The organism is Nocardia sp. PLKS1-43 (genome assembly GCF_059510335.1).
In genome coordinates, this window is the sequence record NZ_JCAJZQ010000006.1 from 26,930 (window position 1) to 51,754 (window position 24,825).

At 68.0% G+C, this 24,825-nt stretch carries 25 protein-coding genes; 16 read left to right on the forward strand and 9 right to left on the reverse strand.

What is annotated here, in order from left to right; translation table 11 throughout:
• Positions 1 to 45: 45 nt before the first annotated feature.
• On the forward strand, positions 46 to 1,287 hold the full coding sequence (locus tag AC5WS7_RS22190; RefSeq protein ID WP_495956481.1) for a hypothetical protein: 1,242 nt from the start codon (positions 46 to 48) through the stop codon (positions 1,285 to 1,287).
• Positions 1,288 to 1,491: 204 nt separating this feature from the next.
• Here AC5WS7_RS22190 and AC5WS7_RS22195 read toward each other — a convergent pair whose 3' ends face one another.
• Positions 1,492 to 2,163: a pyridoxamine 5'-phosphate oxidase family protein gene (locus AC5WS7_RS22195; RefSeq protein ID WP_495956482.1), complete on the reverse strand. Its 672-nt coding sequence runs from the start codon at positions 2,161 to 2,163 to the stop codon at positions 1,492 to 1,494.
• A gap of 34 nt (positions 2,164 to 2,197) precedes the next feature.
• On the opposite strand from AC5WS7_RS22195, the gene pdxR reads away from it, so the two are divergent.
• Positions 2,198 to 3,604 (forward strand): MocR-like pyridoxine biosynthesis transcription factor PdxR, encoded by a 1,407-nt coding sequence (gene pdxR, locus AC5WS7_RS22200; RefSeq protein ID WP_495956483.1) that lies wholly within the window; start codon positions 2,198 to 2,200, stop codon positions 3,602 to 3,604.
• A 31-nt stretch (positions 3,605 to 3,635) separates the two neighbouring features.
• Here the strand turns inward: pdxR and AC5WS7_RS22205 are convergent, their stop codons facing one another.
• Entirely contained in the window at positions 3,636 to 5,012 is a 1,377-nt protein-coding gene (locus tag AC5WS7_RS22205; protein ID WP_495956484.1) for a sensor histidine kinase, read from the reverse strand.
• Positions 5,013 to 5,120: 108 nt separating this feature from the next.
• Between AC5WS7_RS22205 and AC5WS7_RS22210 the strand changes: the two genes are divergently transcribed.
• Positions 5,121 to 5,789 (forward strand): response regulator transcription factor, encoded by a 669-nt coding sequence (locus AC5WS7_RS22210; protein WP_495956485.1) that lies wholly within the window; start codon positions 5,121 to 5,123, stop codon positions 5,787 to 5,789.
• 217 nt (positions 5,790 to 6,006) lie between these two features.
• Here AC5WS7_RS22210 and AC5WS7_RS22215 read toward each other — a convergent pair whose 3' ends face one another.
• Genes AC5WS7_RS22215 through AC5WS7_RS22230 form a run of 4 tightly spaced genes read right to left on the reverse strand, consistent with a single transcriptional unit; the run spans position 6,007 to position 10,812 of the window.
• A complete protein-coding gene (locus AC5WS7_RS22215; protein WP_495956486.1) occupies positions 6,007 to 7,395 on the reverse strand; it encodes an MATE family efflux transporter in 1,389 nt (462 codons plus the stop codon).
• Positions 7,395 to 8,465, reverse strand: coding sequence for a PLP-dependent cysteine synthase family protein (locus AC5WS7_RS22220; protein ID WP_495956487.1), 1,071 nt, complete (start codon positions 8,463 to 8,465; stop codon positions 7,395 to 7,397). The genes AC5WS7_RS22215 and AC5WS7_RS22220 overlap by 1 nt, the downstream gene beginning before the upstream one ends.
• A gap of 29 nt (positions 8,466 to 8,494) precedes the next feature.
• Positions 8,495 to 9,853 (reverse strand): type III PLP-dependent enzyme domain-containing protein, encoded by a 1,359-nt coding sequence (locus tag AC5WS7_RS22225; protein ID WP_495956488.1) that lies wholly within the window; start codon positions 9,851 to 9,853, stop codon positions 8,495 to 8,497.
• Positions 9,850 to 10,812, reverse strand: coding sequence for an ornithine cyclodeaminase (locus AC5WS7_RS22230; protein ID WP_495956489.1), 963 nt, complete (start codon positions 10,810 to 10,812; stop codon positions 9,850 to 9,852). Before AC5WS7_RS22230 ends, AC5WS7_RS22225 begins: the two co-directional genes overlap by 4 nt.
• A gap of 208 nt (positions 10,813 to 11,020) precedes the next feature.
• On the opposite strand from AC5WS7_RS22230, the gene AC5WS7_RS22235 reads away from it, so the two are divergent.
• The 6 genes from AC5WS7_RS22235 to AC5WS7_RS22260 all read left to right on the forward strand — a co-directional run bounded on the left by AC5WS7_RS22235 (position 11,021) and on the right by AC5WS7_RS22260 (position 16,376).
• Positions 11,021 to 12,229 (forward strand): ABC transporter substrate-binding protein, encoded by a 1,209-nt coding sequence (locus AC5WS7_RS22235; protein WP_495956490.1) that lies wholly within the window; start codon positions 11,021 to 11,023, stop codon positions 12,227 to 12,229.
• A complete protein-coding gene (locus AC5WS7_RS22240; RefSeq protein WP_495956491.1) occupies positions 12,226 to 13,305 on the forward strand; it encodes a FecCD family ABC transporter permease in 1,080 nt (359 codons plus the stop codon). The genes AC5WS7_RS22235 and AC5WS7_RS22240 overlap by 4 nt, the downstream gene beginning before the upstream one ends.
• Entirely contained in the window at positions 13,302 to 14,084 is a 783-nt protein-coding gene (locus tag AC5WS7_RS22245) for an ABC transporter ATP-binding protein (protein WP_495956492.1), read from the forward strand. The genes AC5WS7_RS22240 and AC5WS7_RS22245 overlap by 4 nt, the downstream gene beginning before the upstream one ends.
• Before the next feature lie 100 nt (positions 14,085 to 14,184).
• Positions 14,185 to 14,565: an ArsR/SmtB family transcription factor gene (locus AC5WS7_RS22250; protein ID WP_495956493.1), complete on the forward strand. Its 381-nt coding sequence runs from the start codon at positions 14,185 to 14,187 to the stop codon at positions 14,563 to 14,565.
• A 48-nt stretch (positions 14,566 to 14,613) separates the two neighbouring features.
• A complete protein-coding gene (locus tag AC5WS7_RS22255) occupies positions 14,614 to 14,859 on the forward strand; it encodes a DUF2630 family protein (RefSeq protein ID WP_495956494.1) in 246 nt (81 codons plus the stop codon).
• Between the two features lie 17 nt (positions 14,860 to 14,876).
• Positions 14,877 to 16,376, forward strand: coding sequence for a carboxylesterase/lipase family protein (locus tag AC5WS7_RS22260; protein ID WP_495956495.1), 1,500 nt, complete (start codon positions 14,877 to 14,879; stop codon positions 16,374 to 16,376).
• 4 nt (positions 16,377 to 16,380) lie between these two features.
• On the opposite strand, the gene AC5WS7_RS22265 is transcribed toward AC5WS7_RS22260, so the two are convergent.
• The gene (locus tag AC5WS7_RS22265; protein WP_495956496.1) at positions 16,381 to 16,968 is read right to left on the reverse strand and encodes a TetR/AcrR family transcriptional regulator; all 588 of its coding nucleotides are present in this window, start codon (positions 16,966 to 16,968) and stop codon (positions 16,381 to 16,383) included.
• An 81-nt stretch (positions 16,969 to 17,049) separates the two neighbouring features.
• On the opposite strand from AC5WS7_RS22265, the gene AC5WS7_RS22270 reads away from it, so the two are divergent.
• Both AC5WS7_RS22270 and AC5WS7_RS22275 read left to right on the forward strand, forming a co-directional pair.
• Positions 17,050 to 17,901 carry a class I SAM-dependent methyltransferase gene (locus AC5WS7_RS22270; protein WP_495956497.1) on the forward strand — a complete coding sequence of 284 codons (852 nt, stop codon included), beginning with the start codon at positions 17,050 to 17,052 and terminating at the stop codon, positions 17,899 to 17,901.
• A gap of 446 nt (positions 17,902 to 18,347) precedes the next feature.
• A complete protein-coding gene (locus AC5WS7_RS22275; protein ID WP_495956498.1) occupies positions 18,348 to 19,196 on the forward strand; it encodes a glycoside hydrolase domain-containing protein in 849 nt (282 codons plus the stop codon).
• Positions 19,197 to 19,209: 13 nt separating this feature from the next.
• Here AC5WS7_RS22275 and AC5WS7_RS22280 read toward each other — a convergent pair whose 3' ends face one another.
• Positions 19,210 to 20,076 (reverse strand): Fpg/Nei family DNA glycosylase, encoded by an 867-nt coding sequence (locus AC5WS7_RS22280; RefSeq protein WP_495956499.1) that lies wholly within the window; start codon positions 20,074 to 20,076, stop codon positions 19,210 to 19,212.
• A gap of 114 nt (positions 20,077 to 20,190) precedes the next feature.
• Positions 20,191 to 20,940, reverse strand: coding sequence for a precorrin-6A synthase (deacetylating) (cobF, locus tag AC5WS7_RS22285; protein WP_495956500.1), 750 nt, complete (start codon positions 20,938 to 20,940; stop codon positions 20,191 to 20,193).
• A gap of 125 nt (positions 20,941 to 21,065) precedes the next feature.
• Between cobF and AC5WS7_RS22290 the strand changes: the two genes are divergently transcribed.
• From AC5WS7_RS22290 to AC5WS7_RS22310, 5 genes are all read left to right on the forward strand, one after another.
• On the forward strand, positions 21,066 to 21,911 hold the full coding sequence (locus AC5WS7_RS22290) for a thymidylate synthase (RefSeq protein WP_495956501.1): 846 nt from the start codon (positions 21,066 to 21,068) through the stop codon (positions 21,909 to 21,911).
• Positions 21,908 to 22,435, forward strand: coding sequence for a dihydrofolate reductase (locus AC5WS7_RS22295; protein ID WP_495956502.1), 528 nt, complete (start codon positions 21,908 to 21,910; stop codon positions 22,433 to 22,435). Before AC5WS7_RS22290 ends, AC5WS7_RS22295 begins: the two co-directional genes overlap by 4 nt.
• Before the next feature lie 88 nt (positions 22,436 to 22,523).
• A complete protein-coding gene (locus AC5WS7_RS22300; protein WP_495956503.1) occupies positions 22,524 to 22,850 on the forward strand; it encodes a cupin domain-containing protein in 327 nt (108 codons plus the stop codon).
• A 56-nt stretch (positions 22,851 to 22,906) separates the two neighbouring features.
• Positions 22,907 to 23,923 (forward strand): Dyp-type peroxidase, encoded by a 1,017-nt coding sequence (locus AC5WS7_RS22305; protein WP_495956504.1) that lies wholly within the window; start codon positions 22,907 to 22,909, stop codon positions 23,921 to 23,923.
• 62 nt (positions 23,924 to 23,985) lie between these two features.
• On the forward strand, positions 23,986 to 24,786 hold the full coding sequence (locus tag AC5WS7_RS22310; RefSeq protein ID WP_495956505.1) for a family 1 encapsulin nanocompartment shell protein: 801 nt from the start codon (positions 23,986 to 23,988) through the stop codon (positions 24,784 to 24,786).
• The last annotated feature ends 39 nt before the right edge of the window (positions 24,787 to 24,825 follow it).

The following is a 24,825-nucleotide window of genomic DNA, read 5'->3' on the forward strand; positions in this document are numbered from 1 at the left end:
CGTTCCCGCGCAACCCGCCGAGTGGGGCGATGGCACGATGACCACATGCCTGCCGATCAGCCCCCGACGAGCCGACTCGGCGTCGTCGACGAGATCTTCCTGCGCACCCACCGTGGTATGGGCACTCCGATCGCGCTGCAGGGGTTGTGGCGGTTCCCCGATCGGGTCGCACCGCAAGCGCTGGAGCCGGTGCATGCCGCACTGCGCACCGGTCCGCTGGGACGGCGGGTGGTGCGAGCGCGGATTCCCGGCGCGCGACCGCATTGGCGGGCGAATACCAGCGCCCATCCGCTCCGGATCTCCGAGCGGGTGCTACGCGCGGACGAATTGCTGGACTGGGCCGACGCCCAGGGCTCCGATCTCGATCCGGAATACGCTCCCGGCTGGCGGCTGGCCGCTGCGGCACTCGAGGACGGCGGTTCGGTCGTCGCGCTGACGTGCTCACACGTCCTGGCCGACGGGCGCGGGCTGACGATCGCGGTCGATCAGGCGCTCTCGGGCGTGGCGGCGACGGAACTCGTCACCCCGCAATCGGATTGGGCGGATGCGTGGCGACAGTGGAGCATCGTGCTGGGCGGCGCCGCGCGGGCGTTCCGGCGCGGTGTGCCGCGACGCCCGACCGCCGCCGCGAGTCGTTCCGGCGTCGCGCGCACATGCGGTGTCGTACTGGAGATTCCGGTGCCGGACTGGGAGACGGCCGCGGCCGCGCATGCGGCGACGGGCAACAGCCTGTTCGTCCACCTGGTCGCGCGAATCCTGTGGGACAGCGGATTCGCCGAACCGCGGATCGCGGCCAGCATTCCGGTGGACACTCGCGGCGAACCGCGCGTCGACAACGACATGGCGATGACCGAGGTGACCGTCATCCGCTCGGACACCCCCGCGTCGTTGCGCGAAAAGTGCCGTGCCGCATACGAACACCGCATGTCCGGCCCACAGGGTATGCCCGAGGAGATCCTGCAGGTGCTTCCCGCCCGCGCCGCGCACGCGGTGAGTCGCGGGGCCGGGGAGCGCGACATCCTGTGCTCCAATATCGGCCCCCTCCCCACCGCCCTTTCGCACCTGGGCCCGCATCCGTGTCGCGGTGTGGCCGCCCGCGCCATCCACCCCGGCCTCACACCTCCGCTCCCTCGCACCCGCCTGTCCGCCTACCTCTCCCGCCTCGCCGGTACCTACACCCTCGCCCTCACCTCCCTGGACCCGGACCACATCGAAACTCCCACGGCCCTGCGCGATCTCGTCCGGACAACGCTCGCCGAGCACGGTCTCACGCCGGCCTTCTGGTGACCGGCCCGGCAACGCCACCGTTCGCGAATTGCCGCACATCGCGAGTACCGACCGCGCGCTGAAACGAACGCGGAGCGGTCGTCGGCCGGATCCCGCACCAGCGCACGGGCCACCGTCCGGGCGCGCGGATCGGCCGCCGACGACGCACCGGCTCGACAGCGCGGGCCGTCTGCGCGGTGGTCGAACCCAGTAGCGACCGAACGACTACCGGAGGCGGGCCAGGACGTGCGGGGGAATCTCGATACCCGGGGCGAGGTCGGCGGAAGGGATGGGCGGGCCGAAGGTCTGGCGGGTGGGCAGCACGCCCGCCCAGGCGGGCCCGGCGACGTCGGACTCGTCGTCGGCGGGGTCGCCGGTGCGGGTCTTGACCGAGGATTCGGTCAGGTCCAGGGACAGGACTGTGGTGGCGGCCAACTCCTTCGCGGTGGGTGGGCGCACGGTGTCCCAGGCGCCGGGAGCGGCGTGTTCGACGATGATCCGCAGCGCGTGCAGGCGGTGGTCGTGGTCGGTGAGTTCGACCGGTCGCCCGTGCACCACCGCCGAACGGTAGTTCATCGAGAAGTGCATGGCCGAGCGCGCGTAGACGATGCCGTCGACGAGGGTGACCGCGACGGACACATCGCCCGTCACGGCCGCGCGCAGGTTGCCCGCTCCGGTGGATCCGTGCAGGTAGAGAGTGTCGCCGTCGCGCCCGTAGATGGTGGGCAGCACGACCGGAGCTCCGCGCATCAGCACACCGAGATGACAGATCGTGGCGGCGTCCAGAATCGCGTCCAGCGCGGCGCGGTCGGTGGCATCGCGCCGGCCCCGGTACCGGGTCAGGGTGCTGCGGGGCGTCGGCGAAAGGGGGGTTCGGGTGGTAGCCGGCTCGGTCATATTCCCAGACTCCCCGGCGCAGTGGCATTATCGAATGGCCAATTACGCACTGTTTCGAAAGACCACTTTCATGGGCCAGCCGGATCTGCCGCTCCTGATCGACCGCACGTCGGCGACGCCGCTGGCCGTGCAGATCGCGGACGGCCTGCGCGGCGCCGCCACCGCGGGCCGGCTGCGCGGCGGCGACCGGCTGCCCTCCTCCCGCGCGCTGGCAACCCAACTCGGCGTCAGCCGCACGGTCGTCACCGCCGCCTACGACCAGTTGCACGCCGAGGGCTGGCTCAGCGGCCGCCACGGTTCGGGCACCTATCTCACGGCCTCGCCCGCCGCCGCGCCGCACGGCCACGCACCCGTCAGCACCGCACGTCCGGCCACGGATCTGCTCGATCTGGTCCCGGGTACGCCGTGCGTCGCGGCGATCGACCGGGCGGCCTGGCGGCGGGCATGGCGCGCGGCCGGAGACCGAAATCCCTCGTCGCACAAGAACAGAGCGGGAGAACCCGACTACCGCGCGATGGTCGCGGAACATCTGCTGCGACACCGCGGCCTGCACGCGGGCAGTGCGGCCGTGGTCCTGGCCACGAATGGAACCGGTTCGGCCGTCGGCGAACTCGCCTCCGCGCTGCTGCGGCCCGGCGATGCGGTCGCGGTGGAGGAGCCCGGCTACCTGCGCGCGGTTGGCGCGCTGCGAGCCGCTGGCAGCCGGGTTGTCCCGGTCCCGCTCGACGCCGGCGGACTGCGGGTGGACCTGATTCCGCCGAATGTTCGCGCCGTGTATTGCACACCGGCACACCAGTTTCCGCTCGGAGCGCGGATGCCCGCGGCACGCCGGGTCGCCCTGGTCGACTTCGCCCGCCGCACCGGCGCCCTGGTGATCGAGGACGACTACGACGGCGAGCTGCGCTACGACACCGCCCCGCTCCCCCTGCTCGCCACGCTGGCCCCCGACGTGGTGATCCACCTGGGCACCACCTCGAAGATCCTGTCGACCACCCTGGGCGTCGGCTGGCTGGTCGCGACACCCGAGATCGCGAATGCCGTAGTGGCACATCGCGAATGGGTCGGCACGCATCCGGCGCCCGCCGGCCAGCACGTCCTCGTGGAATTGGCCCGCAACGGGGACCTGGCCCGCCACCTGCGCCGTCTCCGCCGCGAGATGCCGCCCAGGCGAGCGCTTCTGGTGGACGAGCTGCGCGGTCACGGCCTGGACGTCCGCGGCGATGACGCCGGCTCGCACGTGACCGTGCCGCTCCCCAGCGCCGCCCACGAGGAACGAGCCGTCGCCGCGGCCCGCGCACACGGCGTGCTGCTCGACGGCCTGGCCCGGCACCACAGCGGCCCGCCGAGGGAATTCGGCGTCCCCCTCGGCTACGCCGCCCTCGCCCCCGCCGAGCTGGCCACCGCGGCCCGGATCGCCGCCCGCTGCCTGGCCGATCGGTGAGCCGGCCTTTCCGAACAGCTGTCCGCCACAGTCAGGTCGGCAGTTTCACCACGACACGCGCGCCGCCGTACGGCGAGTCCTCGATGACGACCGTACCGCGATGGGCGGCAACGATTTCCGCGACGATCGCCAGGCCGAGTCCGGTTCCGCCGCTGTCCCGGCCGCGGTCGTCCTGGAGGCGGACGAACCGCTCGAAGACCCGTTCACGTTCGGGCACAGGGATTCCCGGGCCGTCGTCGTCGACGATCAGCTGCGCGCCGGACAGCGTCCGCACGGTGCGGATCGTGACGATCGAGCGCGTGTGGATGACGGCGTTGCCGAGCAGATTGCGCGCGACCCGCGTCAGCGATCGTGCGTCGCCCCGGATCCGGACCGGGTTGAACTGCCGGGCCAGCGTCACATCGGCGCGACGACCCGTCGCCTCGAGCGCGATGGCGGCGACATCGTCGAGATCTACGTCGGTGAGCGGGACGGTGAGCCCGTTCTCGTCGGCGGCGGCGAGCATCAGCAGGTCGTCGATGAGGTAGCGCATGCGTTCCGCCTCGGGCAGCAGCGTCCGGGCGGCGAGGTCGGTGTCGAACGCCCGGGGATGGTCGCGCGCGAGTTCCAAACCGCTCAGGACGGTGGCCAGTGGGCTGCGCAGTTCGTGCGAGGCGTCGGACAGGAAGCGCCGCTGGGCGAGGTGACCGGCCTCGATCCGGCCGAGCATCTCGTTCATGGTGGCGGCGAGCCGGGCGACCTCGTCGCGCGCCGAAGGCACCGGCACCCGCTCGGACAGGCCGGTGCTGCCGATCCCCGCGACATGCGACCGGATCGCCTCCACCGATTGCAACGAACGCCCCACCAGGGCATAGGTCGCCGCGGCAGCCACCAGCACAACGATCGGGGTGCCAACCGCCAAGGCGAGCGCAACCTCCGCCATCGCGTCTTCCACGGGCTGAATATTCGCCGCGACCATCACCGTGACCCGCCCGGACGGGGAATCGACCCGGCGTGCCGACAACCGCAGATCCGAATCTCCGCCCAGCGGTTGGCCGACAACGGTTTCGGCCGCCGGAATCAGCGGCGGATGATCTTCGGTGCGGGCAGAGGATCGAAGCACTCGCCCGGACCGGTCCGAGATCTCGACGATGTCGACGTACCCGTTGGGTACGAACAGCGCGGCGCTCGCGGTCTCGGGCGGGGTGGTGTGCAGTTGTGCCGCGATGTCGTCGAGGCGTGCGGTGGCGGCACTGTCGACGGTTTCGACCATCGATCGCCCCAACAACACCAGCATCAGGCCGGCGCCCAGGCCGAGCACGATCGTGATGACGGCCGTCGCGACCAGCGCCGATCGCAGCCGCAGACCCCAGCGCGACGGCGGCCAGAGCCCGGCGAGGCGTTCGCGGACCCGCATCTGCCGTCGCATACCGACTCCCTCACCGAGACGTGCATAGTTTGCTTAGCCTAAGTTAAGGTAAAGAGCGGGTCGAGTCACCATCAGGGGGTTTGCACGGCCGGAAAGGGGTCATGGGTCATGCGCGTACTGGTGGTCGAGGACGAGGCAGGACTGGCGGAAACGGTTCGCCGCGGACTCGAGCAGGAGGGATTCCACGTCGAGATCGCGAGCAACGGCGTCGACGGACTGTGGATGGCGACCGAACACGACTTCGACGCGATCGTGCTCGACATCATGATGCCGGGTCTGAGCGGATACGAAGTCCTGCGCGCGATCCGGGCCGAGGACGTCACGACGCCGGTGCTCATGCTGACCGCCAAGAACGGCGATCTGGACGAGGCCGACGCCCTGGACATGGGGGCGGACAACTATCTCACCAAACCGTTCTCGTTCGTCGTGCTCATCGCCCGGCTGCGCGCCCTGATGCGGCGGCAGTCACCGCAGCAGCGGGAGGTTCTCACCGTCGGCGATCTCGCACTCGATCCGAACCAGCGGTCGGTGCGTCGCGGTGAGGTCGAACTATCCCTGACGCCAAGGGAATTCGGGCTGCTGGAATTCCTGATGCGGCACCCGGGCACGGTGGTGAGCAAGTCGGAGATCCTGCGCAACGTCTGGGACAGCCACTACGACGGCCCGGACAACGTGGTGGCCGTCTACATCCGATATCTGCGCAGCAAGATCGACATCCCTTTCGACAGAACGACATTGAAGACCCATCGCGGGGTCGGATACCAGCTGGCCGACTAGCGCCGATTCGGCCGGTCGGGCACACCGGCATCCGCGCCCGGCGACGGATTGCGGCGATCGATCATTTCGCCGCTGCTTCGGCACCGCCATCCGGCGCCGCGCAGCGACCCCTCAATCGATCGATCGCCCCTCCGCCCGTCCGGATCGCCGTCCCGGCAGTTTCGGATGCCGGACGTCCTCGACGCCCGGCATCCGGCGAATCCCGACGGGCGTTGGTCTATCCGGCACGCAGGTCGGCGCGAAATTGCCTGAGCAGCAACACCGCCGTGGCCCCGAAACCCGCGCACAATCCGAGCCAGATCCCGTATCCGCGCCAGTGCAGCGGATAGGCGGCGATGAGCATGACCGGAATCCCGATGCCCCAGTAGCCGATCAGCGTGATACGCAGGCTAGAGGTGGTATTCCCCAGTCCCCGCAGCAATCCGACGCAGATGTTCTGCGCGCCCTTGAGGTATTGGTGGGCGATGGCGAACCACAGCAACGCGGCCGCGGCGGCAACCACCTCGGTGCCGGCGCCGTGCAGGAAGGGCGCCAGCACCAGCCGGGGCGCGATGCAGTACAGGAGTCCGAATACGGTCATGGTCACCACGCTCACGGTGAGCACCCGGCGCGCGATATGCCCGGCCTCGTCGCGATCGCCGCGCCCGACACTGCGGCTGACCAGAATCGAGGACCCTTGGGACAAACCGATGTTCAGCTGGTAGACGATATATGCGAGCTGGTTCACGATATTGCTCGCGGCCAGCAGTTCCGGCCCGAAGATGCCCATCAGCACGGTCGCGATGGAGGTGATCGCGGCCTCGTTGCCGTAGGTGAACGCGATCGGGGTGCCCATGGTGACCACGCGGCGCAACCCCGCCCGATCGAAGTGCCACAGATCGAGCGCGAGCAGTCCGGTGAGCTGCGCGTCCCGGCGGATCTGCGCATACAGCGAGACCAGCGTGAACACCTGAACCAGCGTGGTGGCCAGGCCGACGCCGGTCGCGCCGAGCTTCGGCAGCCCGAGCCAGCCGTAGATGAACGCGGCGTCCAGCAACGCGTTCACCCCGATCGACACCAGCGTCACACGCAGCAGTGAGCCGGGCCTGCGCATGCCGACCGTGAACTGCCGCAACACATTCAGCCACAGCATCGGCACCAGTCCGGGAGCCAGCGCGATCATCATCGGGCGCGCGATGTCGACCACCTCGCGGCGTTGCCCGAACAGCGGCAACGCGAATCCGATCCCGATCAGGATCACCGCGGCCAGGGTGGAGACGAGAGTCGCGACGAACAGTCCGGCGCGGACCAGCTCCCGGATCTCTGTTCGCGCCTGATCGTCGAGATCGTCACTGCCGGTGCGTTTCTCACCACGACCGGCCGCACCGGCGATCTGATTGCCGATGCCGGTGACCATACCGACGCTCATGGTGCGCAGCTGGTTGTAGAGCAGAATGGCCAGCCCGCCCGCGGCGATGGAGGTGACGCCCAGCAGGCCCATCATCGCCAGATCGACCGTGGTCAAAGCAACCTGGGCCAGCTGAATGCCCGCGATCGGGGAGGCCAGGGCGATGACCGGACGGTATTCGCGCAGCCGTCCCGCGGGGCTGCCGAGCAGCGCGGCCATCAGGCACCCGCCTTACGACACAGGTCGGCGGCGGCGATGTGCACCGAATCGGCGTACGCGTCGAGCAGCCGGTGCAGCCGCCGGTGGGCGGCCTCGTCCAGGAGTCCACGGGCACGCAGCCAGTCGTCGTCGTACATGGTGTCCAGATATTTCTCCCCGGCATCGCAGATCAGCACCACGATCGTGCTGCCCGCCGGCACGAGCGCCAGGCGACGCAACGCGAGACTTGTTGCGGCGCCGCCGGTTCCGCCGATGAGCAGGCCGGTGCGGCGGGCGACGACCCGCGCGGTGGTGAAGGCGGCGAGATCGCCGACCGGAACGCCCTCGTCGATACAGCCGTAGTCGACATTGCTGCCCACGGTGAAGCCCGGCGGACTCCCGGCGCCGGTCTGCCAATAGCTGCCGCCCGGACCGCCGAAGATGATCGAGCCGAGCGGCTCGACCCCGATCGTGGTGACCCGCATCCCGCGGCGTCGCAGTTCCCGCGTTGTGCCGCACAGTGATCCGCCGGTGCCGACCGCGCCGACCAGATAGTCGATCCGATCCAGCGCGCCGGCCAATTCCCCGGCGAGTTCGGCGTATCCGTCGTTGTTGGCGGGGTTGTTGTGCTGGTCCGGGCGGAAACCGCCGGTGCGAGCGGCGATTTCGTCGGCGACCCGGCGGCGTTCCACGGTGCTCGGCCCGCCGCCGGCGGCGCTGTCGACCATGACCAGTTCCGCGCCCATCGCGGCCATGGCGCGCAGCTTGTCCTGGGCGGCATGCGAATCCACCACGGCGGTGAATCGGTATCCGCGTTCCAACGCGATCATCGCCAGACCGAGACCGGTGTTGCCGGAGGTCGGTTCGACGATATGGCCGCCCGGTCGCAACCGGCCGGTGCGTTCGGCCGCGAGGATCATCTGGCGAGCCATCCGGATCTTGCCGGAGCCGGTCGGGTTGAACTGCTCGAGTTTGAGCAGTAGCCGCGTGCCAGAGCCGGTGCGGGTGAGCTCCAACAGGGGCGTATCGCCGACGAGCGCGGAAGCGTGATCCGCGATCACGGCGGTCGGTCGGCTGATCGTGGTCAGCATGGTTGGCGTTCCTTCCAGGCGCGTCGGCATCAGTGGGAGTCGATCGACCAGGTGTATCGGCCGTCTCGGGTGTGGACACGGACCTTGGGCGGCAGCGGCAACTGATGGAATCCGCTCTCGTTCTTGTCCATCTGATATCCGGCCGTGTTGGGGTAGACGATCAGATCTCCGTATCGCGGCGGCCGCTCGAAAGTTATCTTGCGCCAAGTCAATACGTCGTATTCCAGGCAGCTGGAGCCGGCGATGAAGGCGGCGATCGGCCCCTGGCCGGTGGCACGGTCGCCGGTCGGACCGGCGGGCCACAGCAGCGGGTCCGGCAGGAATTCACTGCCCTTCCACTGTTCGGAGACGCTCATGCTGAGTCCGGCGACGGTCACCGCGAAATGATCGCCGCGCGCCTTGCAACCCTGCACCGGGAACACCGAGAAGCCCGCCTGATCGAGCAGCGCCCGCCCGGGTTCGCACAGCAGCCGGATGGAGGTTTGCGCGAATCGCGGCCCGACCTGCTCGAGGATGGCGGTCAGCATATCCGCCCCGGCCGGAGTCTGATGGTAGGGGTAGAAGCGGGTGAAACGCTTTGCGGCGTGGAACCATTCGTCGGAATAGTCCTGCTGGAAACGTCGCCAGTCCGCGGAATCGACGTAGTCGCAGGCGAATCCGCCGCCGATGTCGATCGCCGTGGCGGCCAGGCCCCGAGCCCGCGCATCCAGGCAGCGGTCGATCAACTCGTTCGCCAGCTCGGCCCGCGGCCACGGCAGGTAGCCGTCGAGATGGAAGGAGAAGCCGTCCATCGTAATGCCCTCGCGCGCCTGCACACAGCGGTCCAGCGCGCGGCCGAGTTGTCCGGGATCCAGTCCGAATCGGCTGTTCGGGCCGGTCGGAGGCAGGACCCGCAACAGCACCCGGGCGGCGACGCCGACGCCGATGAGCCGCTCCAGCTCGTCGAGGTCGTCTATGGCGATCAGGCATTCGTGCCGGGCGGCCAGCCAGAGCAGTTCGGTGGATTTGGCGGGCCCGGTCACGACGATGTCCCGGCCGCGCACGCCGTGACCGAGGGCGTGCACCAGTTCCGGGGCGCTGGCGACGTCGACCCCGCCGTCACGCCGGGCGCACGCGTCGAGCCAGGCCCCGGCCTTGTTCGCCTTCTTGCCGAAGTAGATTCGGCCCTCGACGCCTGCGGCGCGCAGCGCGGCCCGGAACGCGTCGAGGTTGGCGGCGAACCGCTCGGGGTCGATCACGTGGAACGGACCACCCACCGCGCGCGCGATATCACCGAGCAGTATCGGGTCGGATTGAACCGCCGCCGCCCAGTCCGATTGGCGGGCCGGAAGGGCCGGGCCGACGGTCGTCGCCGTGTCAGGCGCTGTCATCCGGTTCGGCACAGTCATGTCCACAACTCGACGTTCCGTCCTCGTCCGGCGGCGATGGCACGGGTGGCGAGCGCGTGCGCGACCGGGATATCGGTGATGATCATGCCGCTGGAGAATGCGAACACCCGGTCGGCCGGGGTGCGGCGGCCCGGTGACCGCCCGGCGATGATGTCGGGCAGCACCGCATCGACGCGCACCTGTCCGCCGGACGCCAATCTCGTTCCGGTGACTCCCAATTGGCCGATGCTGGTGGTGATGTTGTAGTCCGAATCGCGCATCGCTCCGGCCGCGACACCCTTGCTGGCGACCGAGATCATCAGGCCGCCGGGCGGCAGCCACCGCACATCGATCGGCGGATGCGTCGCGCGGCCCGAGGCCACGACCACGATGTCGGAGTCCGCGACCGCCTCGCGCACATCCTCCACCATCTCCAGCTCACGATCCGGGAAGTGTTCGCGCAGTGTGCGTTTCGACGACGCGATGCCCTCGGGGTGGGTGCCGAACAGTCGCAAGATCCGCAGTTCCGGCAGCACGGTCAGCAGATACGGCAGCGTGTTCACTCCCTGCACGCCGGTGCCGATCATCAGCGCCGAGCGCGCGCCGGGCGCGGCACACGTCCGCGCGATCAGGGCGGTGGTGGCCGGCGTGCGAGAGGCGCCGACGCGCTGACAATCCATCAGCGCGAACGGAAGTCCGGTCGCGTCGTCGTACAGCGTGATCGTGGTGTAGTACTTCTCGTTGGTCTGGCTGCCCTGGCGATACGAGGTCTTGAACCCGAGGTGTTCGAGGTTGGCGTCGTAGCCGAGCATCGAATACGACACCGAATCACGCCGCTCGTCGGGCAACGGCATCATCAATTTGGTCGGGCAGCGGGACTCGCCTCGAACGAAAGCCAGGTAGCCGTCCTCGACGGCACTGATCACATCCGACGGGGACACCTGCAGGTCCGCCAGATCGCTCCGGGTGAGGATATGCATGGGGATGCGGTCCAATCGTGGTGCTGGGAATCCGCTGAGAAGATGCGGCGCTTCGCAGGCTAGCCTTACCTAATCAGGACGGGCAAGGATTAAAGGAAAGTCTTGGTCAGGGCAACATCTCAGCTCCGCCGTCGCCGTTGACATCGCCCGAACCGGATGCCTAGCCTTTCAGGAAATGAGGGAAGGCTAACCGAATATGCTGAGCCATATGCCATCCGGTTCCGGCCGGCGACCCGGCAGTTCCCGGACCCGCTCCCGGCCGCGGCGAGCGCTGTCGACCACGGTGCTGCTCACCACGGTTCTGGTGCTGACGATCACCGGATGCAGCCCGAGCACGACGACCGCGTCGAACGGCCACCGGACGACGATCACCGATGCGCTGGGCCGGAAGGTCCAGGTGCGGTTACCCGCACAACGCGTACTCCTGGGCGGACAGCGCCTGATCTACACCACGGCATTGCTGAACAAGGACGATCCCACCCGCGACGTGGCGGGCTGGCCGGACGATCTGCTGCAGAACGATCCGGACACGTACGACAAGTACCGAGCGCGCTTCCCGCAGCTGGACAAGGTCACCACCACCGGTGAGATCTCCGCCGGATCGCTGTCCGCCGAACAGGCGCTGCAACTGCGTCCGGACGTATTCGTCGTCAGCGCGGCGAGTTTCGCGGCGGCGCAGGACGCCGGAATCGTGAGCAAGCTGGACAAGGCCGGTATCCCGACGGTCGTGATCGACTACTTCGTCGACCCCGTGGCGCACACCGTGCCCAGCATCCGCGCGCTCGGACAGATCTTCGGCCGGGAACAGCAGGCCCGGACGTTCATCGATTACTACCAGTCCAGGGTGAGGATGGTGCGCGACCGTTTGGCCGCCGCGCACGCGACACCGACACCGGCATTCCTGTGGCGAGCGCCCGGATATTACGACTGCTGTTCGACTTTCGCGCGCAGCAATCTCGCGGCGATCGTCACCGCCGCCGGCGGGGCGAACCTCGGCGACGACCTGTTGTCCACCCCGCAGGGCACGCTGTCACCGGAGAAGATCCTCGAGCGCAACCCCGCGGTCGTCATCGCCACCGGCGCGAACTGGGCGCCGGGCAAAACGCCGGTCAAGGCGGGCGGGTTCGTGGCGCTCGGCTACCACGAGACGCCCGAGGCCGCGCGCAGCCAGCTCGCGTCGGTGGTGTCGGAACAACCGGGCTTCGGCACGCTCGCCGCGGTCCGCGAGCATCGCACCTTCGCGCTGTGGCACCACTTCTACGATTCGCCGTACAACTACCTGGCCATCGAATGGATGGCGAAATGGCTGCACCCCGAGCTGTTCGCCGACGTGGACCCCGGTGCCGAACTGACCGAACTGCACACGAAGTTCCTGCCGATCGCCGCCGGCGGCACCTTCTGGACGGAACTCTCGTGACCGCGGTGAACTCCAGGCCGATCGCACCGCCGGTCTCCGCGCAGGAGAGCTATCGGGCGCTCACCCGTCGACGGATTCTGATCCTCACCGCGCTCGCGCTGCTCACGGCGGTGGTGTTCTGCGGCGACGTGATGATCGGCGGCGCGCCGATGCCCGCCGGCGATCTGCTGCGGGCCGCGTTCACGCCGGGCCGGGCTCCGGCCGTGGACGACCAGATCGTCTGGGGCATAAGGCTTCCCATGTCGATCACCGGAATCCTGGTGGGCGGCGCGCTGGCCGCCGCGGGCGCGGGGATGCAGACGATCCTGAACAACCCGCTGGCCGAGCCCTATACGCTCGGCGTCTCCGCCGCCGCGGGATTCGGCGCGGCACTGGCCGCGGTCACCGGCTTCACCAGCCTGCTGCCGCTCGGCAATGAGCTCGGAATGGCCGGCAGCGCATGGATATTCGCGATCGGCGCCTGCGTGATCATTCTCGGATTCAGCCGGTTGCGCGGTACCGGTGCCGAAACCATGATCCTGCTGGGCATCGCGATCGTCTTCCTGTTCAACGCGCTGCTCGCGCTGATGCAGTACGTCGCCTCCGAGGTGCAACTGCAGCAGGTCGTGTTCTGGACGCTCGGCAGCCTCAGCCGCGCGACCTGGCCGCAGATCGGCACCCTCGCGGTCGTCACCGCGGTGCTGCTGCCCTTCTTCTATTGGCAGGCATGGACATTGACCGCCTTCCGGATGGGTGACGACCGCGCCAACGCGCTCGGCGTGCCGGTCGATCGGATGCGCACCATCGCCCTGGTGGGCGTCTCGCTGCTGGCCGCCACCGCCGTCTCGATCGCGGGCACGATCGGGTTCATCGGACTCGTCGGGCCGCACATCGCGCGAATCCTCGTCGGCGAGGATCAGCGGCACTTCCTCACCGCCTCGATCCTCAGCGGAGCCACCCTGCTGACCGGTGCATCGATGGTCAGCAAGATCGTCGTCCCGGGCGTGATCATCCCGGTCGGCGTGATCACCTCACTGGTCGGCGTCCCGGTATTCCTGCTCATCATCATGACCCGGCGACAGCGGACGTGGACATGACCATCACCGTCGAGAATCTGGACTTCACCTACGGCCGCACCCTGATTCTGCGGTCGATCTCACTGCCGGCGTTGCGGCCCGGTGCGATGTACGCGGTCGTGGGTCCGAACGGGGCCGGTAAGTCCACGTTGCTGCGCTGTATCGCCGGGCTGCAACGACATTCGGGCACGATCACCCTCGGCGATGGCAATGGCAACGGGTCGGGCGCGGCGAATCAGGACGGGTCGGTGCTGTATCTGCCCCAGGATCCGCCGCCCGCCACCACGCTGACCGTGTTCGAGAATGTGCTGCTCGCCTATCAGCAGCGGGCCGGATTCCGAGTTGAGCGCGGCACCGTGGATCTGGTGTCCGCGGTTCTGGAGCAGGTCGGGCTCACCCCGGTCGCCGACCGCAAGATGGCGCACCTGTCCGGCGGCCAACGACAATTGGTGAGCCTGGCGCAGGCCATCGTGCGACGGCCGTCGGTGCTGTTACTCGACGAACCGACCAGCAGTCTGGACCTGCACAATCAGCTGAAAATGCTCGCACTCGTCCGGGAATACGCGCAGGAGCAGCCCGCGGTCGTCATAACGACAATTCACGACCTGACTCATGCGGCCCGATTCGCGGATCACGTCATCGTGCTGCACGATGGCGCCGTGCACACCGTCGGCACACCCCGCGAAGTGATCACCGAAGATATGCTGCGCCAGGTCTACCGGGTCAACGCGCAAATCCATTTCAGCGACGACGATACGCTCACACTCGCCGCGACCTCGGCATACGTCACGGAGAACTGATCCGGCAGCGGGCTGCTTTCCCTTTTTGCCGGGACCCCGAACCGAGAGGTGCACCGCCCTTCTCATCGTCCTCTAATATAGATTTTTCTATTATTTTCACATGGACACATTTGGGGTTCTCGGCAACCCGGCTCGCCGACAGATTCTGGAATTGCTCGCCTCGGGTGAGAAAAGTTCCGGAGCCATCACCCGGACAATCAGCGAACATCGCGGAATTTCCGAAGCAGCGGTCTCACAACATCTCAAAGCGTTACTCGACAATGGCCTGGCAACGGTGCGCGCCGCCGGCATGAACCGTTTCTATGCCGTCGATGTCGACGGCCTGCACCGGCTGACCGCATGGCTCGCGCAATTCCCGCAGCCGCCCCGGCAGGATCACCATCCCGCCCCGCCCCCGCAACGCCGGGTCCAGCACAGACACCCGTCTTCGGACCGCATGGCCCGCGGCCTTCCCGCCGTTCACCTCCGGCAGGCCCGGTGAGCGCCGCGGCCCCACCACGGCGAAGCAGCGACCACTAGACTCGTCCCCATGTCCGAACACGATGTCCTCGCGCGGATCACCGAACTGGTGGATCGGGAGCATCAGCTCCGGTCCAAAGCAGAACAGGGGGCGCTCGACCAGGAGACCGAACGGGCGCAATTGGCCGAGCTGGAGGTGCAGCTCGACCAGTGCTGGGACCTGCTGCGGCAGCGGCGCGCCCGCAGAGATCAGGGCGGCGATCCGGACGATGCCCAGGTCAACCCCGCCAAGCAGGTCGAGGGATACCTGCAGTAACAGCTACCATCGTCCCCATGGCAGAGATTTCCACCGCGGACGGCGTGGTTCGCGGCCATCGCGGCCGTCATGTCGCGCGCTGGCGTTCGATTCCCTATGCGGCCGCCCCGGTCGGCGAGCTGCGGTTCCGGGCTCCGCAACCGGTGCAGCCGTGGCAGGGGGTGCGCGAGGCCACCGAATTCGCGTTCGCCGCGATGCAGCACCGCAGGGGCGCCCGGATCGGTCCGCGAACCACGCAGTTGACCGCCGAGGATTGCCTGACGCTGAATGTCGTCGCCCCGGCGGAGCCGTCCTCGACTCCGCGCCCGGTCATGGTGTTCATCCACGGTGGCGCGTATCTGATCGGGACCTCGGCCCTGAGCCTGTACTCGGGTAGCCGACTGGCCACTCGCGGTGACGTCGTGGTCGTATCCATCAACTACCGTCTCGGCGCGTTCGGCTACGTCGATTTCAGCGAATTCTCCACGCCCGAACGGCCTTTCGATTCGAATCTGGGCCTGCGCGATCAGGTGGCCGCGCTCGAGTGGGTGCAGCGCAACATCGCCGCATTCGGCGGAGATCCGGACAACGTCACCGTATTCGGCGAATCCGCGGGCGCGCACGCGGTGCTGTCGCTGCTGGCCACACCGGCCGCGCGAGGGCTGTTCCATCGCGGGATCGCCCAGAGCGCGCCCGCCGACTGGGCGATGACTGCGGAACAGGCCCGGCTGTTCGGTCGCAGCTGTATCGAAAAGCTCGGCGCCACACCGGAAAACGCGGCGAAGATGCTCGTCGAGGCCAGCCCGAACGAGATCCGCAAGGCCGTGGAGTCCCGGCTGAGCAAGTGGTCCCGGCAGTATCCGGGCACCTTCGCCGTATCCCCGGTCGTGGACGGCGACTATCTGCCCGAGGCGCCGATCGACGCGATCGTGAACGGCACGGCTCATCCGCTGCCGCTGATCATCGGCACCAACCGCAACGAGGCGACGCTGTTCGCCCGGTTCGACGACACCCTGCCCACCACGCAGGAGCGGATGCGCAAGGTGCTGGCCGGTTCCGAGGACGCCGAAGCCCGCATCACCGCGGCGTATCCCGGCTATCCGGCACCGAAGACGGCCGTGCGCGCGGGCGGCGACTTCGTGTTCTGGCGGCCCTCGCTCGAGGTCATGGCAGGACACAGCCGGTACGCGCCGACCTACGCCTATCGCTTCGACTTCGCACCGCGCGCGATCCGGTTGGCCGGTTTCGGCGCGACGCACGCACTGGACCTGATCCCCGTCTTCGGCGGGGTGGACTCCCCGATCGGCCGGGCATTCACGGCCGCGGGCGGGCGCAAGGGTTTCCTCGCGGTGCAACGCGAATTCCAGGACAACTGGCTGTCTTTCGCACGTACCGGCGCACCGCTGCCGTCCTGGCCCGAGTACAGCGAACAGCGCCGCATCACCCGCGTCATCGACTCGCCGCCGCGTCTCGAGGTGGATCCGGACAAGTCCAAACGGCTTGCCTGGGAAGGGATTCGCGTCCCGACCGGATGTTGAGCGGCTAGCTCGGCAGGACTCCGGCCAGGACCGTCGCCACCGTCTTCACCACCTCCGCGGGCTCCGGTGGCGCGCTCCGATCGGCGAAGCGCAGATGTCCCGCGCCGACCAATGTCGGTGCGAGCGTGCCGATGTCGGCGTCGGCCGCGATCCGCCCGAGTTCGCGTTCGCGGCGCAGATAGGTCGCGATCATCTCACCGGCCTCGTGCAGCAGCGGTATTCCGGTGGGCCGGGAACGGCGCAGCCGGGCGCGCAGTTCGTCGCGGAAGATGACGAGACTGACAATCGAAACCGCGACGGTGCCGAACAGTTCGGTCAATGCGGCGGTGAGGTTGCCGGTGACCGTTCCGGTTCCGGCGGATTCCTCCAGCGCGTGCGCCTGCGCGGCGAGCCTCGCGATGCGGTCGCGGACGAGTTCGGCCAGGAATTCGTCGAAATCGGTGAAGTGCCGGTGCAGTACCCCCTTCGCGCAGCCCGCCTCCGTGGTGACCGCGCGACTGGTCAGCGCGTCGGGACCGTCTCGCAGCAGGATGCGCTCGGCCGCGTCGAACAATTGCTCGCGCACATCACGCAGGGCCACTCCCGTGGGCACCGGCACTCCTTCCGCTCAGGGCGAACGCGATCGGCCATCCGGACGATTGTCGAGTGGGCATGCGCCCATTATGGTGGGCACATGCCCACTCTACCTTCCGGACAGCCACGTTCCCGGCCCACCCCACCCGAGACGCCCGCCGCGAACGCCCCGCACGAGGCGCGCGTCATCGCCGAATCCTTCGGCGTGGACGCCGCCCGCTACGACCGCGCTCGCCCGGCCTATCCGACCGAACTGATCGAGCGAATCCGCGCTGCCGCGCCCGGCGGCGCGATCCTGGACGTCGGGACCGGAACCGGCATCGTCGCGCGGCAGTTCCGGGAACTCGGCTGCACGGTGCTCGGTGTGGAACCCGATGCGCGCATGGCCGAATTCGCCCGGGGTACCGGGATCGCGACCGAGGTGGCCACCTTCGAGACCTGGGAATCGGTCGGCCGGCGATTCGACGCGGTGGTTTCCGGGACGGCTTGGCACTGGGTGGATCCGGTCGCCGGAGCCGCGCGCGCCGGACGCGCACTGCGCCCCGGTGGACTGCTCGCACCGTTCAACCACGTCTTCGAGTTGCCGCCCGAACTGGCCGAGCGGGTGCATGCCGTCTATCGGCGAGTGATACCCGGCTCGCCGTTCGTCGATCAGCCTCCTCGCCCGGCCCTCGACGCCTACCGGACGTTCTTCGACAAGGCCGCCGACGGTATTCGCGCGAGCGGCGCGTTCGAGGAGCCGGAGCGGTGGCAGTTCGAGTGGCGGCGCGGTTACACCCGCGACGAATGGCTCGACCAGCTGCCGACGACGGGCCTGTTCACCAGGCTCGAACCGGATCGTCTCGCCGCGATCCTGGCGGGTGTGGGCGCGGCGATCGACGACCTGGGCGGTCGTTTCACGATGCCGTATACGACCGTTGCCACCGTCGCGCGGAAGCCGCTCGACGCGTGAAAATGATTGCCCCCCAATATATCTGAGTGTCACCCGTCCGGAATATACCTCTTCGCAACCACTTTGCCGGACCGCACCGGACTGGACGCCCGATTTACCGACGTCGCAGGCTCGGGCGAGAAACAAGGGGTATTGCGCCGGATTTGCTTGCCCGTCGCGTCGCACTCTGCGAAGATTGAGGAGTTCGGTTCGCGTACTGTCTCTCGATTCCGTTGGAAGAGTGAGGAATCCGTATGCACACCATTTCATTCGCGCGGTGCGCCCGCGGCGGGTTCGCTGCTCATCCATCCCGGTGCGTACGGCACCGGTACAGACCCTCGATGTCGGCACGCGTAATGCGTACGGCCGGAAGGTAATCGAGGCGTCCGCCCCGACAGCCCGAACATATTCTCGCGGCGACGCGGTTCGTCGCCGATCAACCATATCTTCGATCGGGGAGGAGTGACATGGCCAATGGTCTGGATTATGCCGGAGGAATTCCCGGAGGTGCGGCCATAGCCGCCGCCGGATATCGATTCGTGTGCCGATATCTCGCCTCGGGCGGAGCCGGCCTGCCGGCGAAACTGCTGACTCCGGCCGAAGCGGATGATCTGCGCGCCAACGGTATCGATATCGTCTCCAATTGGGAGACCGAGGCCGATCGGATGCTGGCCGGATACGATGCCGGGCGCGCCGATGCCCAGGCGGCACTGAATCAGGCCCTGGCCTGTGGCGGTTCCGCGGATCGCCCCATCTACTTCTCCGCCGACTTCGACGCCACGCCCGAACAGCAGGCCCCGATCAACGCCTATCTGCAGGGCGCGGCGACGGTTATCGGCACGAACAACGTTGGCATCTACGGCGGTTACTGGCCCGTCTCGCGGGCGCTGGACGCGGGCGTGGCCACCTGGGGGTGGCAGACCCAGGCGTGGAGCGGCGGAAATCAGGACCCGCGCATCAATATCCTGCAGAACGTCTCGCTCGGGTACGCCTATGTCAACGGTGTCGAATGCGATATCGACCAATCCCTGACCGCTGATTACGGCCAATGGAGCCTAGGAGGAGATATGCAATTGAGTGACACCATCACCGACGCATACGGAAATCAGGTGTCCGTCGGCGATGCCCTCAAATGGTTGCTCTACCACACTGATCTGACCATCGACCAGATCGGCGGCGCGGGCACTCGCAACGATATGCCGGCGGTATTCGCCGGATGGCCCCAATTGAACGGCCGGACGATCGTGGACGCGCTCGCGGAAATCGGTGCGCACCTGGGTCTTTCCGGGTATCAGCCGCCCGCGCGCGGGGCGTGAGATTCGGTGTGATTCATTTCAGTAGTCGCGACATGCGCCGATCGGCCAGGATCTTGCCGCCGGTCTGGCAGGTCGGGCAATACTGGAACGACTTGTCCGCGTACGCGACCTCGCGCACCGTGTCACCGCAGACCGGACAGGGCAGCCCGGTGCGGGCGTGTACGCGCAGTCCGGACCGCTTCTCGCCCTTCAGTTCGGCCGCCCCCTGCCCCACCGAACGGTCGATGGCGCCGATGAGGATCTCCCGCATCGCCGCGTACAGCCGCTCGACCTCCTCGGTGGTCAGGCGATTGGCGGTGGCGAACGGGGAAAGCTTTGCCGCGTGCAGGATCTCATCGGAATAGGCGTTGCCGATTCCGGCGATCACCGCCTGATCGGCCAGCACGGTCTTGAGCCGCTGAGCGGTGCCCTGCAGCAGCGCGGCGAACTGCTCCCCGGTGACATCCAGCGCGTCCGGGCCCAGGCGGGCGATCCCGGGCACACTCCGCGGGTCCTCGACGATCCAGACGGCGAGACGCTTCTTGGTGCCCGCCTCGGTCAGATCGAAGGCCGGTGTCGCCCCTTCGGGAGTGAACAGATGCACCCGCAACGCCAACGGGCCCTTGCCCTGCTTGGGCGGGGTGCGGCCCGGTTCATCGATCCAGCGCAGCCAACCGCCGCGCGACAGATGGGTGATCAGCCACAGCCCACCGCACTCCAACCCCAGGTGTTTGCCCCAGTGCCCCGCCCCGGTGACATCACGACCGGACAGCGCGGTGATCGGCGGATCGAAGGTCTTGAGCACGCTCAGCGCCGCGACATCGATCCGCCCCACCACCGCGCCCACCGCATGCTCGGCCAGGAACCGCTCGAGCGCCACGATCTCCGGTAATTCGGGCACCCCTGCAGACTACCGGCGAGCACCGACAATCCCGGCCCGAAATTCCGCCCACCGTCGCCGGCCGGTCGACGCACCGCGAGCCCATCGCTCGACCGCACGCCGCGCCCCGGATGTTCAGCCGCCCGCCCGGCGCAACAGGTAGATATCCATGATCCACCCCTTCGCCTCGCGAAGTTCGTTGCGGCGCTCGATAATTCGTGATTCCACCGCGCGCAGCGGACCCTCCGCGAGTTCCTCGTCCGGCATGCCGAGATACGCACCCCACCAGATGTGCACACCGTCACCGGGAATCGTGCTGAACGACGTCTCGCCGTCGAGCATGACCACCGTGGGGACACCGGGCGCCAGCCCCTCCTCACGCAAGCGGCGTCCGGTGGTGATGTGCACCGGCTCGCCGATCTCGTGCAACACGATCCGATGCCGCGCGGCCAGGGCCTGTGCGCTGGTCACCCCCGGAATCACCTCGTAATCCAGCGGCGTGACGGCGGCGACCCGCTCGATCATCCGCAGCGTGCTGTCGTACAGCGAAGGGTCTCCCCAGACCAGGATCGCCCCGGCACCGTCGTGCTCGGCGAACGCCTCGCGCAGCAGCGCCGCTCGCCGCTCGTGCCAATCCCGCACGACATCGCGGTACGCCCCGTCCGCGACGGTCCGCTCACGCGGCGGATCGGCGATCTCCACGATCCGGTACGGCCGGTCCATATGCTCGGCCAGGATCGCGGTCCGCACTTCGACCAGCTCTCGCTTGGTCTCTCCCTTGCCGATCACGTAGACCACCTCGGCCCGGCGCATGGCCTTGACCGCCTGCATCGTCACCTGTTCCGGATCACCGGCCCCGATCCCGATCACATAAAGCTTCCGCACACACGCAAGCTTGCCAAACCCGGCCGACCAGCAGCGTCCCGGTGGCCGGTGCCCGCGCCCGGGCTCGGCCCGCGGCGGCGGACCGTCCCGTCGACGGCCGCACGGAACTGCGTAAGCTGCCAGGTATGGAGGACTCGCGGCTCGGCTCGGTTCCGGACACGGCAACCGGCGGCGTTCCCGATACCCAGTACGAGGATCTGCTGCGTCTGGTACTCACCACGGGAACGGCGAAACCCGATCGCACCGGCACCGGCACGCGCAGTGTGTTCGGCCATCAGCTGCGGTACGACCTATCGGCCTCGTTTCCGCTGATCACCACGAAGAAAGTGCATTTGAAGTCGATCGTCTACGAGTTGCTGTGGTTCCTGCGCGGCGATTCGAACGTGGGCTGGCTGCACGAGCACGGGGTCAGCATCTGGGACGAGTGGGCCGATGCGCACGGCGAGCTGGGCCCGGTATACGGGGTGCAGTGGCGGTCCTGGCCAACGCCCGACGGCTCGCAGATCGATCAGATCTCCGAGGTCCTGCACACCCTGCGGACCAACCCCGACTCGCGGCGGATGATCGTCTCGGCGTGGAACGTCGCCGATCTGGACCGGATGGCACTGGCCCCGTGCCACGCGCTGTTCCAGTTCTACGTCGCGGACGGCAAGCTGTCCTGCCAGCTGTATCAGCGCAGCGCGGATCTGTTCCTGGGCGTGCCGTTCAACATCGCCAGCTACGCCCTGCTCACGCTGATGGTCGCCCAGCAGACCGAACTGGCCCCCGGCGAATTCATCTGGACCGGCGGGGACTGCCACATCTACGACAACCACGTCGAGCAGGTGCGCGAACAGCTCGGGCGGGAGCCGTACCCGTTCCCGCAGTTACATCTGCGTCCCGCGCCGTCGCTGTTCGACTACGAGTATTCCGATGTGGAAGTGGCCGGATACCGGCACCATCCGGCGATCAAGGCGCCGGTCGCGGTATGACGCGGATCGGGCTGATCTGGGCACAGGCCAGGAATGGCGTGATCGGCCGGGACAACGCGATCCCGTGGCACATTCCCGAGGATATGGCCCACTTCCGGAAGGTGACCGGCGGGCATCCGGTGGTGATGGGACGCCGCACCTGGGATTCGTTGCCGGAGCGTTTCCGCCCGCTGCCCGGACGACGCAATATCGTCATCACCCGGCAACCGGACTGGTCCGCCAGCGGAGCCGAGCACACCGATTCGCTGGAGCAGGCGCTGCGCAGCTGCGGGCCGGACCCGCTCTGGGTGATGGGTGGCGGCGAAATCTACCGTGCCGCAATACGATACGCGACCGAGCTGATGGTCACCGAGGTGGACGCCGAGATCGATGGCGATGCCTACGCCCCCGCCATCGGCCCGGAATGGACCGTGCGCGACGGGCCGTGGGAGCAATCCAGGACCGGTCTGCGTTACCGCATCCGGCATTACACCCGGGCTCCGGGGCCGCCGCCGATCCCGACCGAACATCGAATTGCAATGTGAAACAGGACGTTATCGCCCGGCGCCTGCGGCATACTCACGACTATTCAGCCCGTGACAACTCGCACGGCACAGGCGTGAAAGGCTGTTCATGGACAAGAAATCGCTGACCGCAGTGGCCCGCCAGCAGCTCAAACTGGCCGCGGCCAATACCAGTGGGCGCAGTTCCCAGACCCTCTGCGGCGGCCACACCCATTCGCTGCGACAGACCGTCATCGCGCTGACCGCTGGACAGAGCCTGGCCGAGCACGACAATCTCGGCGAGGCCACGCTGCAGGTGCTGTCCGGGACGCTCACGCTGTTCAGCGGCGCCAACGAGTGGAAGGGCTCGCCGGGCGATCTGCTGATCGTGCCCGCCGCGCGGCACAGCGTGACCGCGGTAGAGGATGTCGCTTTCCTGCTGACCGTCGCGAAATAGCGAGGGCGCGGACCCATTCCGCACACTTGTCGGCGTGCCCCCGTACGCTGTCGATCATGAGTGAGTCGCAGCCGATCCTCGATCCGCTCAGTCCGGCGGCCCTCTTCCTGGTATTCACCATCGACGACGGCGGTGAGAGCACTGTCCGCGATCTGCTCGCAGATCTGTCGGGGCTGCGGCGTTCGGTTGGTTTCCGCCTGCCCGGGGCGAATCTGGCCTGTATCGCCAGTATCGGTTCGGCGGCCTGGGACAGGCTGTTCGCCGGTCCGCGCCCGGCCGAGCTGCACGAGCTTCCCGCCTATCGCGGCCCGAAACATTCGGCTCCGACCACTCCCGGGGATCTGCTGTTCCACATCAAGGCCGAGGGCCAGGACGCCTGCTTCGAATTGGCGATGGTGATCGGCGACCGGTTGCGCGGCGCGGCCACGATCGTGGACGAGACCGTGGGATTCCGCTATTTCGAACAGCGCGATCTGCTCGGATTCGTGGATGGCACCGAGAATCCGGAGGGCGCGTTCGCGGCGTCGACCGCGCTGATCGGTGACGCGGACCCGGCGTTCGCGGGCGGCAGTTACGTCATCGTGCAGAAGTATCTGCACGATCTGCAAGCCTGGAACGCCCTGCCGGTGCACGAGCAGGAACTGGTGATCGGCCGGACCAAACTGGGCGACTACGAGCTGTCCGACGAGGACAAACCGGCGAATTCGCACGTCGCGGTCAACACGGTGTACGACCCGGACGGTACGCAACGTCAGATCCTGCGCGCGAACATGCCCTTCGGGAGTGTGCGCGAGGGTGAATTCGGCACGTACTACGTCGCCTACGCGGCGACGCCGAGCGTCACCGAACGCATGCTCGAGCGGATGTTCCTGGGCAGCGACGAGGCCGATTACGACCGCATCCTGGATTTCTCCACAGCGGTCACCGGCACGCTGTTCTTCACCCCGACCGCGGATTTCCTGGACGATCTGCCCGACCCCGCGCCCGCGGAGTCCGCGCCGGCGCCGCGGACCCCCGCGAGTTCCGGGGACGGCTCTCTCGGCATCGGCACACTGAAGAAGGGCCCGGCATGATCGGGTCGAGTACGCGAGCGGTCCGGCCCACGGGGTCCGGCCACGTCGAAAGGACTCCAGCGATGAACAATCTGCACCGCGAACTCGCTCCGATCACCTCCGAGGCGTGGTCGGCGATCGAGGAAGAGGCCACGCGAACGTTCAAGCGGCATGTCGCCGGACGTCGCGTGGTCGACGTCTCCGGACCGCACGGCACCGAGTTCTCCGCGGTCGGTCTCGGCCGCACCAAGGTCATCGACGCCCCCGACGAGGGCATCGTGGCGCGGCAGCGGCAGGTCGCGCCGGTGGTGGAGCTGCGCGTGCCGTTCAGCCTCTCGCGCGAGGAACTCGACAACGTCGAGCGCGGCGGCAAGGACACCGATCTGGACGCGGTCAAGGACGCCGCGCGAAAGATCGCCTACGCCGAGGATCGCACGATCTTCGAAGGCTATGCGGCCGCGGGTATCACCGGAATCCGGGCGGCCTCCTCCAATGCGCCGATCGCACCGCCCGCCGATGCGCGGCAGGCTCCGGAGGCGATCGCGCAGGCGGTGACCGAGCTGCGCCTGGCCGGTGTGGACGGGCCGTATTCGGTGCTGTTGAGCGCCGATCTGTACACCGCGGTCAGCGAGACGGCCGATCACGGCTATCCGATCCGCACCCACATCGAACGTCTCATCCCGGACGGCGACATCATCTGGGCCCCGGCCATCGACGGCGCGTTCCTGCTGACCACTCGCGGCGGGGACTTCGATCTGCAACTGGGACAAGATCTTTCGATCGGCTATCTGTCACACGACGCGGAGACGGTGCAGCTGTACTTCCAGGAGAGCCTGACCTTCCTGGTGTACACCGCCGAGGCCGCGGTCGCGCTGCGGCCCTGAGCCACGACACCGCGACGCCACGACGCCACAACGCACGGT

Bases quoted from the DNA above. Each gene is read 5' to 3' on its own strand.
- AC5WS7_RS22190 (WP_495956481.1), top strand. From the start codon at position 46: ATGCCTGCCGATCAGCCCCCGACGAGCCGACTCGGCGTCGTCGACGAG.
- AC5WS7_RS22195 (WP_495956482.1), bottom strand. From the start codon at position 2,163: ATGACCGAGCCGGCTACCACCCGAACCCCCCTTTCGCCGACGCCCCGC.
- pdxR (WP_495956483.1), top strand. From the start codon at position 2,198: ATGGCCAATTACGCACTGTTTCGAAAGACCACTTTCATGGGCCAGCCG.
- AC5WS7_RS22205 (WP_495956484.1), bottom strand. From the start codon at position 5,012: ATGCGACGGCAGATGCGGGTCCGCGAACGCCTCGCCGGGCTCTGGCCG.
- AC5WS7_RS22210 (WP_495956485.1), top strand. From the start codon at position 5,121: ATGCGCGTACTGGTGGTCGAGGACGAGGCAGGACTGGCGGAAACGGTT.
- AC5WS7_RS22215 (WP_495956486.1), bottom strand. From the start codon at position 7,395: ATGGCCGCGCTGCTCGGCAGCCCCGCGGGACGGCTGCGCGAATACCGT.
- AC5WS7_RS22220 (WP_495956487.1), bottom strand. From the start codon at position 8,465: ATGCTGACCACGATCAGCCGACCGACCGCCGTGATCGCGGATCACGCT.
- AC5WS7_RS22225 (WP_495956488.1), bottom strand. From the start codon at position 9,853: ATGACTGTGCCGAACCGGATGACAGCGCCTGACACGGCGACGACCGTC.
- AC5WS7_RS22230 (WP_495956489.1), bottom strand. From the start codon at position 10,812: ATGCATATCCTCACCCGGAGCGATCTGGCGGACCTGCAGGTGTCCCCG.
- AC5WS7_RS22235 (WP_495956490.1), top strand. From the start codon at position 11,021: ATGCCATCCGGTTCCGGCCGGCGACCCGGCAGTTCCCGGACCCGCTCC.
- AC5WS7_RS22245 (WP_495956492.1), top strand. From the start codon at position 13,302: ATGACCATCACCGTCGAGAATCTGGACTTCACCTACGGCCGCACCCTG.
- AC5WS7_RS22250 (WP_495956493.1), top strand. From the start codon at position 14,185: ATGGACACATTTGGGGTTCTCGGCAACCCGGCTCGCCGACAGATTCTG.
- AC5WS7_RS22255 (WP_495956494.1), top strand. From the start codon at position 14,614: ATGTCCGAACACGATGTCCTCGCGCGGATCACCGAACTGGTGGATCGG.
- AC5WS7_RS22260 (WP_495956495.1), top strand. From the start codon at position 14,877: ATGGCAGAGATTTCCACCGCGGACGGCGTGGTTCGCGGCCATCGCGGC.
- AC5WS7_RS22270 (WP_495956497.1), top strand. From the start codon at position 17,050: ATGCCCACTCTACCTTCCGGACAGCCACGTTCCCGGCCCACCCCACCC.
- AC5WS7_RS22275 (WP_495956498.1), top strand. From the start codon at position 18,348: ATGGCCAATGGTCTGGATTATGCCGGAGGAATTCCCGGAGGTGCGGCC.
- AC5WS7_RS22290 (WP_495956501.1), top strand. From the start codon at position 21,066: ATGGAGGACTCGCGGCTCGGCTCGGTTCCGGACACGGCAACCGGCGGC.
- AC5WS7_RS22295 (WP_495956502.1), top strand. From the start codon at position 21,908: ATGACGCGGATCGGGCTGATCTGGGCACAGGCCAGGAATGGCGTGATC.
- AC5WS7_RS22300 (WP_495956503.1), top strand. From the start codon at position 22,524: ATGGACAAGAAATCGCTGACCGCAGTGGCCCGCCAGCAGCTCAAACTG.
- AC5WS7_RS22305 (WP_495956504.1), top strand. From the start codon at position 22,907: ATGAGTGAGTCGCAGCCGATCCTCGATCCGCTCAGTCCGGCGGCCCTC.
- AC5WS7_RS22310 (WP_495956505.1), top strand. From the start codon at position 23,986: ATGAACAATCTGCACCGCGAACTCGCTCCGATCACCTCCGAGGCGTGG.